A 14,383-nucleotide genomic window follows, 5' to 3' on the forward strand; every position below is an offset into this window, starting at 1 on the left:
TCAGTCCGCGGTGGCGCCGGAGATGCGCACCACTTCGCGCCACTTGGCGATGTCCTGCTCCAGCCAGGGGCGGAATTCCGCCGGGTTGGAGCCCACCGGGATCAGGCCCTGGTTGCGCAGCTGCTCCTGCAGCTCGGGGGCGAACAGCGCCTCGCGCAGAGCCGCGTAGATGCGGTCCCGCACGGGGGTGGGCAGCTTGGCCGGCGCGAACAGCCCGTGCCAGGCGGCGACGTCGAAATCCGCGACGCCCTGCTCGATCGCGGTGGGCACGTCGGGCGCGATCTCCAGCCGCTTGGCCGAGGTGGTGGAGAGCGCCTTCAACTTGCCGTCGCGCACGAAGGGCAGCACGGCGGTCACCTGGTAGATGGTCATCGGCACGGTGCCGCCGATCACGTCGGTCACCGCCTGCGCGCCACTCTTATAGGGAACATGTACCAGGGGGGCGCCGGTCTTCAGCTTCAGCAGCTCTCCCGCCAAGTGCGAGGAGGTGCCGTTGCCGGCCGAGGCGTAGCTGACGCCGCCGCGCTGCTTCTTCGACCATTCGATGAACTCCGGCAGCGTTGCGGCCGGCACGGAGGAGGACACCACCAGGAGGTTCGGCGCCTCGGTCACCAGCGACAGCGGCGTGAAATCACGCAGCACGTCATAGGGCATCTGCGGCATCAGCGACATGTTCACCGAATGCGAGGCGATGCTGCCGAGGCACAGCGTGTAGCCATCCGGCGGCGACTTGGCCACGGCATCGCTGCCGACGACCCCGCCGGCGCCGGCGCGGTTCTCCACCACGATGGGCTGGCCGAGGATCTGCGACATGCGCGGCACCAGCAGCCGGGCGACGATGTCGGTCGAGGTGCCGGCGCCGAAGGGCACCACCAGGCGGATCGGCCGGCTCGGCCAGCCATCCTGCGCGCGGGCGGCGAGGGGCAGGAGCCCGGTGGCCAGCAGGCCGCCCAGCAGGGTGCGGCGCGACGGGGAGGGGATGAACATGGATGGCTCCGTTTCCTGTTGGGCCTTGGCGGTCCCTTGGCCTCCATGGAGACGTGTCGCACCCCATCATGCAATTGATATGTTTGAGGGTCAGTCATAGGTTTTGATTATGAGCGTTTCCCTGCGCCAGCTTCGGGCCCTCGTGGCGGCGGCGGAGACCGGCTCCTTCGGGCGGGCGGCCGTCCGGCTGCACCTGTCGCAGCCGGCGCTGACGGTGCAGATCCGCACGCTGGAGGAGGCGCTGGGGCTGACCCTGTTCGACCGCTCCGCGCGCGGTGCCCAGCCGACGGAAGCGGGGCGCAGCCTGGCGCAGTCCTTCGGCCGGCTGCTGGAGGAGCTGGACCAACTGGTGGCGGGGGCGCAGGAACAGGCGGCGAGGCGCTCCGGCACGGTTCATCTGGCGGTGCTGCCGTCGGTGGCGGCGACGCTGCTGCCGGTGGCCCTGGCCCGGCTGCGGCGGGCGCATCCGGGCATCCGCGTGCTGTTGCGCGATGCCGTGGCGCGCCGGGTGGCGGAGCAGGTGAAGGCTGGCGACGCCGAGCTGGGCATCGGCATCCTCGACGGCGCCGATGCCGGGCTGGAGACGGAGCCCTTGTTCGAGGATGCGCTGGTGGCGGTGCTGCCGCCGGGCCATGCGCTGGCGGCCCGGGCCAGCGTGTCGCCGGCCGCCCTGGCGCGGGAGCCGCTGGTGCTGACCGATCCGGGCAGCAGCGTGCGCGCCCTGGCGGAGCGCGCCTTCGCCGAGGCCGGGCTGACCCTTCGCCCGGCTTATGAAGCAACCTACATGAGCACGGCAGTGGCGCTGGTTCGTGCCGGCCTCGGCATCGGCGTGCTGCCGGCCACCGCGGTGGATCTGCGGATGGCACCGCTGCTGGAGATCCGCCCGATCGAGGCGCCGGCGATGCAGCGGCGGATCCTAATGCTGCGCCGGCGCGGCGCCAGCTTGTCCCCGGCCGCGGATGCGCTGGCTGAGGCGATCCGGCAGGCGGCCGGCATCCCGGATGCCGGCGCCCTGCTTACGGCCGGAGGCGGTTCGTGATGTTCTGAAACACAAAACGCCCCAGCGCGGAGCCGAGTATACAGAACAGTCATTTCCAGGCCATCTCGGCACACAGAACACGCCGGTTCCGCTTGTCCTGGCCACCGCCGGGGTGTAATTCACCGGTCAACCGGGGCCCGACCCGACACCAGCCTGAGAAGGTGTTCGCCGGCGCAGGCCGCCCAATGGGCGCCGTGCCGCGCAAGCGTCTCCACATGCCGATGGCGCGGTCCATCCGAACCCCATCCGACGTCCACGATCGAAAAGCTGGCGACTTCCGGGGCCATGGCCAGGCTTGGCCGGAGCTGCCGCGCCGTTGCGCGCGGCACCGCGGCCCCATTCCGCGATGGGATCGTAGATGCGAGACAGGTTCAAACACTTCCTGCGGGCGATGCTGCCGGTCACGGGCACGTTGCTGCTGGCTGGCTGCTCGGACGGCGTGCTCGATCCGAAAGGGCCGATCGGCCTGGCCGAACGGTCGCTGATCTGGACTGCCACCTGGCTGATGCTGCTGGTGGTGGTGCCCGTCATTGGAATGACGATCTGGTTCGCCTGGACCTACCGCGCCTCCAACAAGGCCGCCCGCTACGAACCGAACTGGGATCATTCCCGGCGGGTCGAGGCGGTGGTCTGGGCGGTGCCCTGCGTGATCATCGCGTTCCTGGCCGTGATCACCTGGACGTCGACGCACGAGCTGGACCCCTACAGGCCGATCGAGTCGGACGTGCCGCCGGTGCAGGTGCAGGTGGTGTCGCTCGACTGGAAGTGGCTGTTCATCTACCCGGAACTCGGCATCGCCACGGTGAACGAGATGGCGATGCCAACGAACGTGCCGGTGCAGTTCCAGATCACCTCGGGCAGCGTGATGAACGCGTTCTTCATCCCGCGCCTCGGCAGCATGATCTATTCGATGGCCGGCATGACCACCAAGCTCGCCCTGCTGTCGAGCGAGGATGGCGTGTATGACGGGATGTCCTCGCATTACAGCGGCGCCGGCTTCTCCGGCATGAAGTTCAAGGTCCACTCCACCGACCAGGCCGGCTTCGAGGCCTGGGTGGCCAGGGTGCGGGCCAGCCGCGACAGCCTCGACATGGCCTCCTACGAGAGCCTGGCCAGGCCGAGCGAGAACAACCCGGTCGCCTATTACGGCCAGGTCACGCCGTCGATTTTCGGCGCCATCCTGCATCACAGCGCCCCCGGCATGTTGATGCACCCCCCCATGGCGGCGAACCCCGCCGCGCCCGCCCTTCCGCATGCCGCAGGCCATGACGGCCACGCCATGCAGGCCGCCGATGCCGGCACGCAGGACGGGCACGCCCATCACGGGCATGCCCATCGCGGGCACAAGGAGTAAACCATGCTCGGTAAGCTCACGCTCGAGGCCGTTCCCTACCACGAGCCCATCATCATGATCGCGCTGGCGGGCGTCGGGCTGATTGGCCTGGCGATCGCCGCGTGGATCACCAGGGCGGGCCGTTGGGGTTGGCTGTGGAAGGACTGGTTGACCTCGGTCGACCACAAGAACATCGGCATCATGTACATCATCCTGGCGCTGGTGATGCTGCTGCGCGGCTTCGCCGACGCGCTGATGATGCGCGCCCAGCTGGCGCTGGCCACCGGCGGCGCGCCCGGCTACCTGCCGCCGCACCATTACGACCAGATCTTCACCGCCCATGGCGTGATCATGATCTTCTTCGTGGCCATGCCGTTCATCGTCGGCCTGATGAACCTGGTGGTGCCGCTGCAGATCGGCGCCCGGGACGTGGCCTTTCCGATGCTGAACAACCTCAGCTTCTGGCTGACCGTGTCCGGCGCGCTGCTGCTCAACATCTCGCTCGGCATCGGCGAGTTCGCCAAAACCGGCTGGCTGGCCTTTCCGCCCTTGTCGGGGCTGCAATACAGTCCGGATGTCGGGGTGGACTACTATATCTGGGCGTTGCAGATCTCGGGCGTCGGCACCACGCTGGCCGGCGTGAACATGATCGCCACGATCCTGCAGATGCGGGCGCCGGGCATGACCATGTTCCGCATGCCGATCTTCGCCTGGACCTCGCTCTGCTCCAACATGCTGATCGTGGCGGCCTTTCCGGTGCTGGCGGCGACGCTGGCGATGCTGGCCGCGGACCGCTACCTCGACTTTCATTTCTTCACCAATGACGGCGGCGGCAACGCCATGATGTACGTCAACCTGATCTGGATCTGGGGCCATCCGGAGGTGTACATCCTGATCCTGCCGATCTTCGGCGTGTTCTCCGAGATCGTCTCCACCTTCTCCACCAAGCGGCTGTTCGGCTACGTCGCGCTGGTCTGGGCCACGGTCTGCATCACCGTGCTGTCCTTCGTGGTGTGGCTGCACCATTTCTTCACCATGGGCTCGGGCGCCAACGTGAATGCCTTCTTCGGCATCACCACCATGCTGATCTCGATCCCGACGGGCGTGAAGGTGTTCAACTGGCTGTTCACCATGTATCGCGGCCGCGTGCGCATGGAGACGCCGGTGATGTGGACCATCGGCTTCATCATCACCTTCGTGATCGGCGGCATGACCGGCGTGCTGCTGGCGGTACCGGGCGCCAATTTCGTGCTGCACAACTCGCTGTTCCTGGTGGCGCATTTCCACAATGTCATCATCGGCGGCGTGCTGTTCGGCTGCTTCGCAGCCCTGACCTACTGGTTTCCCAAGGCGACCGGCATCAAGCTCGACGAGATGTGGGGAAAGCGCGCCTTCTGGTGCTGGCTGGTCGGCTTCTACCTGGCCTTCATGCCGCTCTACGTGCTGGGCTTCCTAGGCATGACGCGGCGCATGAACCACTCGGACAATCCGCTCTGGACGCCCTACCTGTACGTGGCGCTGCTGGGCGCGCTGGTGATCGCGGCGGGCATCGCCTGCCAGCTGATCCAGTTCTATGTCAGCATCCGCGACCGCGAGGCGAACCGCGACCTGACCGGCGATCCCTGGGGCGGCCGCACCCTGGAATGGGCGATCGCGTCACCGGCGCCGTTCTACAACTTCGCCGAGACGCCCAATGTGCGCGACATCGACGCCTATTGGGACATGAAGGAGCAGGGATTGTCGCCGAAGACGCATGACTTCGAGCCGATCCACATGCCGAACAACTCGGCCACCGGCCTGGTGACCGGCGCCATCGCCACGGTGTTCGGCTTCGCCCTGGTGTGGCACATCTGGTGGCTCGCGGCGGTGACGTTGCTCGGCATCATCGCCACGCCGATCATCCATTCCTTCACCGCCGGCAACGGCTACGAAGTGTCGCCCGACACCATCGAGCGCATGGAGCGCGAACACATGGCCCGCGTGAAGCACGCGCATCGCGCCGAGTCCGAGCTGGTGGGGGCCTGACCCGATGTCCGCCCACGCCATGACCCCGCACGGCCACGCCAGCCATTCGGCGCATGCCGCGCATCATGATGCAGGCCCCACCACCGCGCTGGGGTTCTGGATCTACCTGATGAGCGACTGCATCCTGTTCGCGGCGCTGTTCGCGACCTATGCGGTGCTCAGCCCGGCCACCGCCGGCGGCCCGACGGAGGCGGAGCTGTTCGAACTCCCCTTTGTGCTGGTTGAGACGTTTCTGCTGCTGCTCTCCTCCGTCACCTTCGGCTTCGGCATGCTGGCGGCGGTGGGCCGGGACCGGCCGCGTGCCATGCGCTGGTTCATGGTCACGTTTCTGCTCGGCGCCGGCTTCCTGGCGATGGAATTGTACGAGTTCAACCACCTGATCCACATCGGCGCCGGCCCGAGCACCAGCGCCTTCCTGTCGGCCTTCTTCACCCTGGTGGGCACGCACGGCCTGCACGTCACCTTCGGCATGATCTGGCTGGCGACCATGATGGTGCACGTGATGCGGGACGGCTTCACCGACACCAACCTGACGCGCCTGAACTGCCTCAGCATGTTCTGGCACTTCCTGGACGTCATCTGGATCGGCGTGTTCACGCTCGTCTATCTGATGGGAGCCCTGTAGACCATGGCCACCGCTTCCCGACACCCCGCGCGCCCTGGCGAGGATCCTTCGGCGGCGCAGGCCGCGCAGGCCCATGGCAGCATCGAATCCTACCGCAAGGGCTTCATCCTGGCCCTGGTCCTGACGGTGATCCCCTTCGCGCTGGTGATGGGCAACGTGCTGCCCAAGGCGGCGACGATCGCGGTTGTGCTGGGCACGGCCGTGGTGCAGATGGTGGTCCATCTGATCTACTTCCTGCACCTGAAGACCGGGGAAGGCGAGCGCTGGAACCTGGTGGCGCTGGTGTTCACCGTGATCGTGGTGGGCATCGTCATGGCCGGCTCGCTCTGGGTCATGTACAACATGAACCAATCCATGATGGTGCCGATGCCGATGCCGGCGGGCTGAACGCCGCTCACGCCGCCCGCCCAGGGCCGGGCGCGCCGCGAGGCGCGGCCCGGCCTTTTTCATGGTCCCGTCCGGCTCGGGCGTCCCCGGCAGGGCGCCGGCGGGATGGCGATCGATCGCCCCGCGTGTCGCGGCCCTGCCATGGTTGGCCTGACGCCGCCGCGCCGCGGGGTGGCGAGCCGGGATGCGGAGGTGGCGGCGCGCAGGCGGGCTCGCCGCGCTTCAGCCGGCCTTGGCGCCGGAGCTGCGCACCAGCTCGCGCCACATCGGCCGCTCCCGCTCGGCGCGGGCGGCGGCGTCCTCCGGGGAGCTGGACAGGGCCAGGGCGCCGCCTTCCAGCAGCCGCTGCCGGAAGGCGGGGTCGGCGGCCACCTCGCGCATGGCGGCGTTCAGCCGCTCCACCACGGGGCGCGGGGTGCCGGCCGGGGCGATAAAGGTGCCCCACACCGTGACCACGAAATCGGCCAGCCCGGCCTCGGCCATGGTGGGCACCTCGGGCAGGGTCGGCCAGCGTTCCGCGCTGGTCACCGCCAGGGCCCGTATCCGCCCTTCCTTGATCAGCGGCACATAGGAGGCGAGATTGTCCAGGGTGAAGTCGACATCGCCGGCCAGCAGCGCCGGAATGGTCTGCGCCGCGCCGCGATAGGGCACATGCGTCGCCTCCACCTGGGTGCGGCCGAACAGCAGGGCGCTCGACAGGTGGGTGGTCTGGCCGATGCCGGTGGAGCCGTAGGTGACGCCGCCCGGCCGCGCCCGCGCCCAGTCGATGAACTCGGCCAGCGTCTTCGCCGGCGAGCGCCCCGCCGCCACCACCGCGACGTTGGGCATCTCGTACACCATGCCGAGAGTTTTCAGGTCCCGCATCGGGTCGAACGGCATGCTGTCGAACAAAAAAGGATTGATCACTAGGCCGCTGACATTGGCGACGCCGATGGTGCTGCCATCGGCGGACGCCTTGGCCACGGCGTCGGTGCCGATGTTGCCGCTGGCCCCCGGCTTGTTCTCCACCACCACGGGCTGGCCGAGCAGGGCGCCCAGCCGCTCGGCATAGAGGCGGGCGATGACATCGGTGGAGCCGCCCGGCGGATAAGGCACGACCAGCCGCACCGGCCGGTCGGGCCAGGCTGCGGCGCGCGCGGGCCGGGCGAGGGGACAGGCGGCGGCCAGGGCGGCGGCGCCGAGCATGGTGCGGCGGCGGATCATGGGCATTCTCCCGGTGTTGTTCTGCTGGCGTGGGCGCAAGGTCGGGCGCCGGCGCCGATCATGCGACGCCGCCGGGTCCGGGGCCAAGAGGGAGGGGCGGCGGATCAGCCCGCCGGGGGCAGCAGCGCGGCCAACAGCAGGTCGCGATGCGCGGCCCGCATCGCGGCGGCCTCCGGCGCATCCGCGTTGCCCAGGATGATGCGCCACACCGAGAGCATCACCACCGGTGCCAGCACCACCTCGGCGTAACCGGGGGCGGCGACCTCCGGGCGGAACTCGCCGGCGGCGACGCCGGCCTCCAGCAGGCGCTGGGCGATGCCGACGCTGCGCGCCAGCATCTCGTCGCGGTAGAACCCGGCCAGTTCGGGGACGTGCTCCGCCTCGGCGATGATCAGGCGGAACAGCACGCGATCCCGCGCATCCTCGCACACCGCCTGGTAGCCGAGGTCGAGCAGCGCGGCGAGCAGCGCCCGGTACGAGCCGCTGTGCTGGCTGAGCTGGCGTTCCGCGGCTTCGAAATCCGAGCGGGTGCCATCGCGCACCACCGCCTCGAATAACGCCGTCTTGGACGGAAAATAATGGTAGATCAATCCTTTGGCAATGCCGGCGCGGCGGGCGACCTCCGCCATGCGGGCCCCGGCGAAGCCGCGCGCGGCGAATTCCTCCAGCGCCGCTTCAAGGATCTGCGGCATCCGTTCGGCGGGCGGCAGGCGGCGACGGGACGGTTCATGGGGTGTCGCTGTGTCCGGTGGCATGCCTCAGCCGCGTGCTCCTCGCGTGTTCAACGGCCTTGACCCGTCCGCCGTTCCTCTTCAAGAATGGGGTTCTATTGACTATTTGGTCAATAAGAAGAATTCCCTCCAGGAGACCGCAGGCGCACCGCCATGCCGGACCAGATGACCGATCCCGCCCTTCTCACCGCACCGGCCCGGACGCGCCGGCGCCGCTGGCCCTGGCTGGCGGGCGCCCTGGCGATCGGGCTCGGCGTGCTGGGCGGCGCGGCCTGGTGGCACGGCGACGCTGCGCCGCCGCTCGCGCCGGCCGCGGCGGAGGCGCCACCATCCCTGACGGTGACGCTGGCCCCGGTGCAGCGCCGCGTGCTGGCACGCGAGGTGATCGGCGACGGCTCGGTGGTGGCCTGGCAGGAACTGGTGATCGGCGCCGAAACCGGCGGGCTGCGCGTGCTGTCCGTGCCGGTGGAGGAAGGCGAGCCCGTCCGGCAGGGACAATTGCTGGTGGCGCTGGATGACGCATTGCCGGCGGCGCAGATGGCGCAGTCCCGCGCCGCCCTGGCCGAGGCGGAGGCGGCGCTGTCCATTGCGCGGCTCGACCTGCGCCGCGCCAGCGAGTTGTCGCGCACCGGCAATGTGGCGCGCGAGATCCTGGACCAGCGGCAATCCGCCGTGCAACAGGCCGAGGCCCGGCTGCTCGCCGCGCGGGCGCGGCAGGGCGAGGCCGAGGTCAGGATGGCGCAAACCCGCATCCTGGCGCCCTTTGACGGGGTCGTTGCCCGCCGCTCGGTGCTGCCGGGCGCCGTGGTGCAGCCGGGGCAGGAGATGGCGCGGCTGATCCGCGACAACCGGCTGGAGCTGGATGCCCGCGTGCCGGAGCTGGATCTCGCCGCCCTGCGGCCGGGCCAGGCGGTGCGCGTCCTCCATGGCGACCGGGAGATCGCCGCCAGCATCCGCGCCGTGGCGCCGGTGGTGGCGGGCGAGACCCGGCTCGGCATCGTGCACGTGGCGCTGCCGGCCGGGTCCGGGCTGCGCCCCGGCATGTTCGCCCGCGCCGAGATCCGCCCGGAGACGGCGCCGGCCCTCGTCGTGCCGCAGGAGGCGGTGGTGTTTCGCGCCGGCCAGGCCGTCGCCTTCGTGCTGCCCGAAGGCGGCGACCGCGTGATGCGGCGCGAGGTGGCGACCGGGGCCCGGCAGGAGGGTTTGGTGGCGGTGACCTCGGGCCTCGCGGAGGGCGAGCGCGTGGTGGCCTCCGGCGCCGGCTTCCTGTCGGATGGCGACCGCGTGCGCGTCACGGCGCCGCGCTGAAGGATCGGGCGTCATGGAACACCGCAACATTTCCGCCTGGGCGATCCGCAACCCGATCCCGACCTGCGTGCTGTTTCTGCTGCTGACGCTGGCGGGACTGGTCGCCTTTCCCATGCTGCGCGTCAACAACACGCCCGACATCGACCTGCCCGCCGTGGTGGTGACGGTGATGCAGCCCGGCGCCGCGCCCTCCGAGCTGGAAACGCAGGTGACGCGGCGGGTGGAGGACGCGGTGTCCGGCCTGGGCGACGTCAAGCACATGACGTCGATCGTCAATGACGGCGTGTCCACCACGGTGATCGAGTTCAACCTCGGCAAGAACGTGGACCGCGCCACCAATGATGTGCGCGACAAGGTGTCGCAGATCCGCGCCGACCTGCCGGCGGCGATCCGCGATCCGATCGTCAGCCGCGTCGAGGTGACCGGCGGCGCCATCGTCACCTACACCGTGGCCAACCCGGCGATGAGCACGGAGCAGCTTTCCTGGTTCGTCACCGACACGGTGTCGAAGTCGTTGCTGGCGATCCCGGGCGTGGCCGAGGTGAACCGCGTCGGCGGCGTGGAGCGCGAGATCCGGGTGGCGCTGAAGCCCGAGCGGCTGCTGGCGCTCGGCATCACCGCCGCGCAGGTGAACGCGCAGCTGCGCGACGCCAACATCAACCTGCCCGCCGGCCGCGGCACGCTGGGACAGAGCGAGCAGAGCATCCGCACCCTCGGCTCGGCCGACAGCGTCGAGGCCCTGCGCAGCCGGCCGGTCATCCTGCCGGGCGGCCGCACCGCGCGGCTGGAGGAGATCGCCGAGGTCAGCGACAGCACGGCCGAGATCCGCAGCGCGGCGAGGCTCGATGGCCTGCCGGTGGTGGCGTTCGAGGTGATGCGCACCCGCGGCTCCTCCGAGATGGCGGTGGCCGAGGCGGTGGCGAAGCGGATCGAAACCCTGCAGGCGGCGCATCCGGGCACCGAGATCCGCCTCGTCACCTCCACCGTCGCCTTTGTGGAAGCGGGCTACCACGGCGCGCTGGAGGCGCTGCTGGTCGGCACCCTGCTGGCCGTGCTGGTGGTGTGGCTGTTCCTGCGCGACTGGCGCGCGACGATGATCGCTTCCGTGGCCATGCCGCTGTCGCTGGTGCCGACCTTTCTGGTGCTGCACTGGCTCGGCTACGCGCTGAGCAACGTGTCGCTGCTCGGGCTCACCCTGGTGGTGGGCGTGCTGGTGGACGACGCCATCGTCGAGATCGAGAACATCGTCCGCCACCTGCGCAGCAACCCGGAACGCGGCGCCCTGCGCGCGGCACTGGACGCCTCGGCCGAGATCGGGCTGGCGGTGATGGCCACCACCGGCGCCATCCTGGCGGTGTTCGTGCCGGTGGCCTTCATGCCGGGCATTCCCGGCCAGTTCTTCCGCCAGTTCGGCCTCACCGTGGCCGCGGCGGTGTTCTTCTCCCTGGTGGTGGCGCGGTTGCTGACGCCGCTCATGGGTGCCTACCTGTTGAAGCCGCAGCTTCGCGCCCATGCGGACGAGGTCGGCGAGGGCGTGGTCGGCCGCCGCTACCTGTCGCTGCTCGGCTGGTGCCTGCGGCACCGCTGGATCACGCTCGGCGCCGCCACAGCCTTCTTCGCCCTGTCGCTGGCGCTGGTGCCGCTGATCCCCTCCGACTTCATTCCCGCCGCCGATCGCGGCCGTTCCGCCGCGGCGCTGGAGCTGGAGCCGGGTGCCACGCTGGCCGACACCGATGCCGCCGTGCAGCGCGCCACCGCCATCCTGAAGGCACGGCCGGAGGTGGTGTCCGTGTTCGCCTCGCTGGGTACCTCCAGCGTGGCGGGCGGCCCCGGCATGGGCAGCTCCACGGCGCAGGGCGATCCGCGCAACGCCAACCTGATCATCACGCTGAAGCCGCGCGGCGAGCGCGCCCTGACGCAACAGCAATTCGAGGCGGCGCTGCGCCCGCAGCTGGAAGCCATCCCCGGCGTGCGCCTGCGCTTCGGCGCCGATGGCCTGAGCGGCTCCAAGGCCGAGATCACGCTGGTGGGCGACGACGCCGCCGTGCTGGCCGGCGCGGCGCGGGAGCTGGAGCGGCAGATGCGCGGCCTGTCCACGCTGTCCGGCGCCCGTTCCACCGCCAGCCTGGAGCGTCCGGAACTGCAGATCGTGCCGCGGGAAGCCCGCGCGGCGGAACTCGGCGTCTCGGTGGCCGCCATCGGCCAGACCGCGCGCATCGCCACCATCGGCGACGTGGATCAGAACCTGGCGCGCTTCAACCTGCCGGACCGGCAGATCCCGATCCGCGTCATGCTGGACGAGGCGGCGCGCGGTGACCTCGCCACGCTGCGGACCCTGCGCGTCGCCGGCCGCGCCGACCTGGCGGTGCCGCTGGAAGCCGTGGCCACCATCCGCCACGGCGCCGGCCCGGCGCAGATCGACCGCCTGGACCGCACCCGCAAGGCCACGGTGCAGGCCGAGCTGAACGGCCTGCCGCTCGGCGAGGCGACCGCGCTGGTGGCTGCGCTGCCGATCATGCGGAACCTGCCGCCCGGCGTGCGCGAGCAGCCGGTGGGCGACGTGGAGGTGATGGCCGAGCTGTTCTCCGGCTTCGTGCTGGCGCTCGGCTCCGGCGTGCTGCTGATCTACATCGTGCTGGTGCTGCTGTTCGGCGGCTTCCTACAGCCGCTCACCATCATGTCGGCGCTGCCGCTGTCGCTCGGCGGCGCGCTGATGGCGCTGCTGCTGGCCGGCGGCGCGCTCAGCGTGTCGGCGGTGATCGGCGTGCTGATGCTGATGGGCATCGTCGCCAAGAACTCCATCCTGCTCGTGGAATACGCCATTGAGGCGCGCCGCGCCGGCCATTCCCGCACCGAGGCGCTGTTCGAGGCGGCGCGCAAGCGGGCGCGCCCCATCATCATGACCACCATCGCCATGACCGCCGGCATGGCGCACATCGCTGCCGGCATCGGCGCGGATGCCGAGTTCCGCGCGCCGATGGCGCTGGTGGTGATCGGCGGGCTGATCACCTCGACGCTGCTCAGCCTGGTGGTGGTGCCGGTGGTCTACACCGTGCTGGACGATGTCGGCCGCCGGGCGGCGGGCATGCTGCGGGGGCGCAAGGCGAAAGTGGCGTGACTCCGCCTTGCGTGGCCTGCCGCGAATTCCAATCTGCCCCGCATGGACGCCATCACCGCCACGGAACCGCGCTTCCACTTCGACAACAGCTACGCCCGGCTACCGGGCCGCTTCTATGCGCGGCTGGACCCGACGCCGGTGGCCGCGCCGAAGCTGGTGCGGGTCAACGCGGCCCTGGCGCAGCAGCTCGGCCTCGATCCGGAGGCGCTGCGCTCGCCGGACGGGGTGGCGGTGCTGGCCGGCAACCATGTGCCGGCAGGGGCCGAGCCGCTGGCGCAGGCTTATGCCGGCCACCAGTTCGGCGGCTTCTCGCCGCAGCTGGGCGATGGCCGCGCCATTCTGCTGGGCGAGCAGGTGGCGCCGGACGGCACGCGGCGCGACATCCAGCTCAAGGGCTCCGGCCCGACGCCGTTCTCGCGCCGTGGCGATGGCCGCGCCGCGCTCGGCCCGGTGCTGCGCGAATTCCTGGTGAGCGAGGCCATGGCAGCGCTGGGCATCCCGGCGACACGGGCGCTGGCGGCGGTGACCACGGGCGAGACGGTGCTGCGCGAGCGGGAACTCCCGGGTGGCGTGTTCACCCGCGTCGCCGCCAGCCATCTGCGCGTCGGCACCTTCCAGTATTTCGCGGCCCGGCGGGATGACGAGGCGCTACGCATCCTGCTGGACTACGCCATCGCCCGGCATGACCCGGCGGCGGCGGAGGCCGACAACCCGGCGCTGGCCTTCTTCGCCGGCGTGGTGCGGCGGCAGGCGGCGCTGGTGGCGCAATGGCTGCTGGTCGGCTTCGTGCATGGCGTGATGAACACCGACAACACCAGCATCTCCGGCGAGACCATCGATTTCGGCCCCTGCGCCTTCATGGAAGCCTATGACCCGGCCACGGTGTTCAGCTCCATCGACAGCTTCGGTCGCTACGCCTACGGCAACCAGCCGCGCATCGTGCAGTGGAACCTGGCACGACTTGCGGAATGCCTGCTGCCACTGCTGGCGCTGGACGAGGAGGCGGCGGTGGAGCGGGCGCAGCAGGCCCTGGCCGAGTTCGCTCCGACCTTCGAGGCCGCTTACCACGGTGGGTTGCGCCGTAAGCTCGGCCTGCACACCGAGGAGGAGGGCGACATCGCCCTGGCGCAGGACCTGCTGACCCGCATGACCGAGCAGCGCGTCGATTTCACCCTGGCCTTCCGCCACCTGGCCGATGCGGAACAGGCCCGCACGCTGTTCCAGGATCCGGCGGCCCTGGATGGCTGGATGGAAGGCTGGCGGCAGCGCCTGGCGCGCGAGGGCGCCTCGCCCGAGGCGCGCCGCGCGGCGATGGCAGCGGTGAACCCCGCCTTCATTCCACGCAACCACCGGGTCGAGGCCGCCATTGCCGCGGCGGTGGAGCGCGAGGATTTCTCTCTGTTCCACGAAATGGCCGAGCTGCTGACGCGACCCTACGAGGACCAGCCCGGCCTCGAGCACTACACCCTGCCGGCGGCGCCGGAGGAGGAAGTGCGGCAAACCTTCTGCGGCACCTGAGCGCGGCGGACCGATTCACCCGGCGCGGGATCTGCTCTAGCAGCCTGTCGGGTTTGGGTCGGCTGCTAGTGGGATAGTTGGGGTTACGGATCATGTAGCCAGCCGCAGG

General features: G+C 70.2%; 11 protein-coding genes. 8 read left to right on the forward strand and 3 right to left on the reverse strand.

What is annotated here, in order from left to right:
* Window positions 1-987: a Bug family tripartite tricarboxylate transporter substrate binding protein gene (locus D2K64_RS11410; protein WP_120008470.1), complete on the reverse strand. Its 987-nt coding sequence runs from the start codon at window positions 985-987 to the stop codon at window positions 1-3.
* Window positions 988-1,096: 109 nt separating this feature from the next.
* On the opposite strand from D2K64_RS11410, the gene D2K64_RS11415 reads away from it, so the two are divergent.
* The 5 genes from D2K64_RS11415 to cyoD all read left to right on the forward strand — a co-directional run bounded on the left by D2K64_RS11415 (window position 1,097) and on the right by cyoD (window position 6,396).
* A complete protein-coding gene (locus tag D2K64_RS11415; protein ID WP_120008471.1) occupies window positions 1,097-2,026 on the forward strand; it encodes a LysR family transcriptional regulator in 930 nt (309 codons plus the stop codon).
* A 358-nt stretch (window positions 2,027-2,384) separates the two neighbouring features.
* A complete protein-coding gene (gene cyoA / locus D2K64_RS11420; protein WP_120008472.1) occupies window positions 2,385-3,380 on the forward strand; it encodes a ubiquinol oxidase subunit II in 996 nt (331 codons plus the stop codon).
* 3 nt (window positions 3,381-3,383) lie between these two features.
* Window positions 3,384-5,384, forward strand: coding sequence for a cytochrome o ubiquinol oxidase subunit I (cyoB, locus tag D2K64_RS11425; RefSeq protein ID WP_120008473.1), 2,001 nt, complete (start codon window positions 3,384-3,386; stop codon window positions 5,382-5,384).
* A gap of 4 nt (window positions 5,385-5,388) precedes the next feature.
* On the forward strand, window positions 5,389-6,009 hold the full coding sequence (gene cyoC, locus D2K64_RS11430) for a cytochrome o ubiquinol oxidase subunit III (RefSeq protein WP_120008474.1): 621 nt from the start codon (window positions 5,389-5,391) through the stop codon (window positions 6,007-6,009).
* Window positions 6,010-6,012: 3 nt separating this feature from the next.
* A complete protein-coding gene (gene cyoD, locus D2K64_RS11435; RefSeq protein ID WP_120008475.1) occupies window positions 6,013-6,396 on the forward strand; it encodes a cytochrome o ubiquinol oxidase subunit IV in 384 nt (127 codons plus the stop codon).
* Between the two features lie 222 nt (window positions 6,397-6,618).
* Here cyoD and D2K64_RS11440 read toward each other — a convergent pair whose 3' ends face one another.
* Both D2K64_RS11440 and D2K64_RS11445 read right to left on the reverse strand, forming a co-directional pair.
* Window positions 6,619-7,599, reverse strand: a complete 981-nt coding sequence (locus D2K64_RS11440) for a Bug family tripartite tricarboxylate transporter substrate binding protein (RefSeq protein ID WP_120008476.1) — start codon at window positions 7,597-7,599, stop codon at window positions 6,619-6,621.
* A 104-nt stretch (window positions 7,600-7,703) separates the two neighbouring features.
* Complete coding sequence (locus tag D2K64_RS11445; protein WP_120008477.1) at window positions 7,704-8,354, reverse strand: TetR/AcrR family transcriptional regulator; 651 nt, start codon at window positions 8,352-8,354, stop codon at window positions 7,704-7,706.
* A gap of 129 nt (window positions 8,355-8,483) precedes the next feature.
* Here D2K64_RS11445 and D2K64_RS11450 point away from each other — a divergent pair, with 129 nt between their 5' ends.
* The 3 genes from D2K64_RS11450 to D2K64_RS11460 are packed head-to-tail and all read left to right on the forward strand — an operon-like array spanning window position 8,484 to window position 14,274.
* Entirely contained in the window at window positions 8,484-9,638 is a 1,155-nt protein-coding gene (locus D2K64_RS11450; RefSeq protein WP_120008478.1) for an efflux RND transporter periplasmic adaptor subunit, read from the forward strand.
* A 13-nt stretch (window positions 9,639-9,651) separates the two neighbouring features.
* Window positions 9,652-12,756: an efflux RND transporter permease subunit gene (locus D2K64_RS11455; protein WP_120008479.1), complete on the forward strand. Its 3,105-nt coding sequence runs from the start codon at window positions 9,652-9,654 to the stop codon at window positions 12,754-12,756.
* Between the two features lie 42 nt (window positions 12,757-12,798).
* Entirely contained in the window at window positions 12,799-14,274 is a 1,476-nt protein-coding gene (locus D2K64_RS11460) for a protein adenylyltransferase SelO (protein WP_120008480.1), read from the forward strand.
* The last annotated feature ends 109 nt before the right edge of the window (window positions 14,275-14,383 follow it).

Origin of the sequence: Teichococcus vastitatis (assembly GCF_003604215.1) — a bacterium.
Taxonomy (GTDB): Bacteria; Pseudomonadota; Alphaproteobacteria; order Acetobacterales; family Acetobacteraceae; genus Pseudoroseomonas; species Pseudoroseomonas vastitatis.

Excerpts from the sequence above, each read along its gene's own strand:
- D2K64_RS11410 (WP_120008470.1), bottom strand. The coding sequence starts at position 987 with ATGTTCATCCCCTCCCCGTCGCGCCGCACCCTGCTGGGCGGCCTGCTG.
- D2K64_RS11415 (WP_120008471.1), top strand. The coding sequence starts at position 1,097 with ATGAGCGTTTCCCTGCGCCAGCTTCGGGCCCTCGTGGCGGCGGCGGAG.
- cyoA (WP_120008472.1), top strand. The coding sequence starts at position 2,385 with ATGCGAGACAGGTTCAAACACTTCCTGCGGGCGATGCTGCCGGTCACG.
- cyoB (WP_120008473.1), top strand. The coding sequence starts at position 3,384 with ATGCTCGGTAAGCTCACGCTCGAGGCCGTTCCCTACCACGAGCCCATC.
- cyoC (WP_120008474.1), top strand. The coding sequence starts at position 5,389 with ATGTCCGCCCACGCCATGACCCCGCACGGCCACGCCAGCCATTCGGCG.
- cyoD (WP_120008475.1), top strand. The coding sequence starts at position 6,013 with ATGGCCACCGCTTCCCGACACCCCGCGCGCCCTGGCGAGGATCCTTCG.
- D2K64_RS11440 (WP_120008476.1), bottom strand. The coding sequence starts at position 7,599 with ATGATCCGCCGCCGCACCATGCTCGGCGCCGCCGCCCTGGCCGCCGCC.
- D2K64_RS11445 (WP_120008477.1), bottom strand. The coding sequence starts at position 8,354 with ATGCCACCGGACACAGCGACACCCCATGAACCGTCCCGTCGCCGCCTG.
- D2K64_RS11450 (WP_120008478.1), top strand. The coding sequence starts at position 8,484 with ATGCCGGACCAGATGACCGATCCCGCCCTTCTCACCGCACCGGCCCGG.
- D2K64_RS11455 (WP_120008479.1), top strand. The coding sequence starts at position 9,652 with ATGGAACACCGCAACATTTCCGCCTGGGCGATCCGCAACCCGATCCCG.
- D2K64_RS11460 (WP_120008480.1), top strand. The coding sequence starts at position 12,799 with ATGGACGCCATCACCGCCACGGAACCGCGCTTCCACTTCGACAACAGC.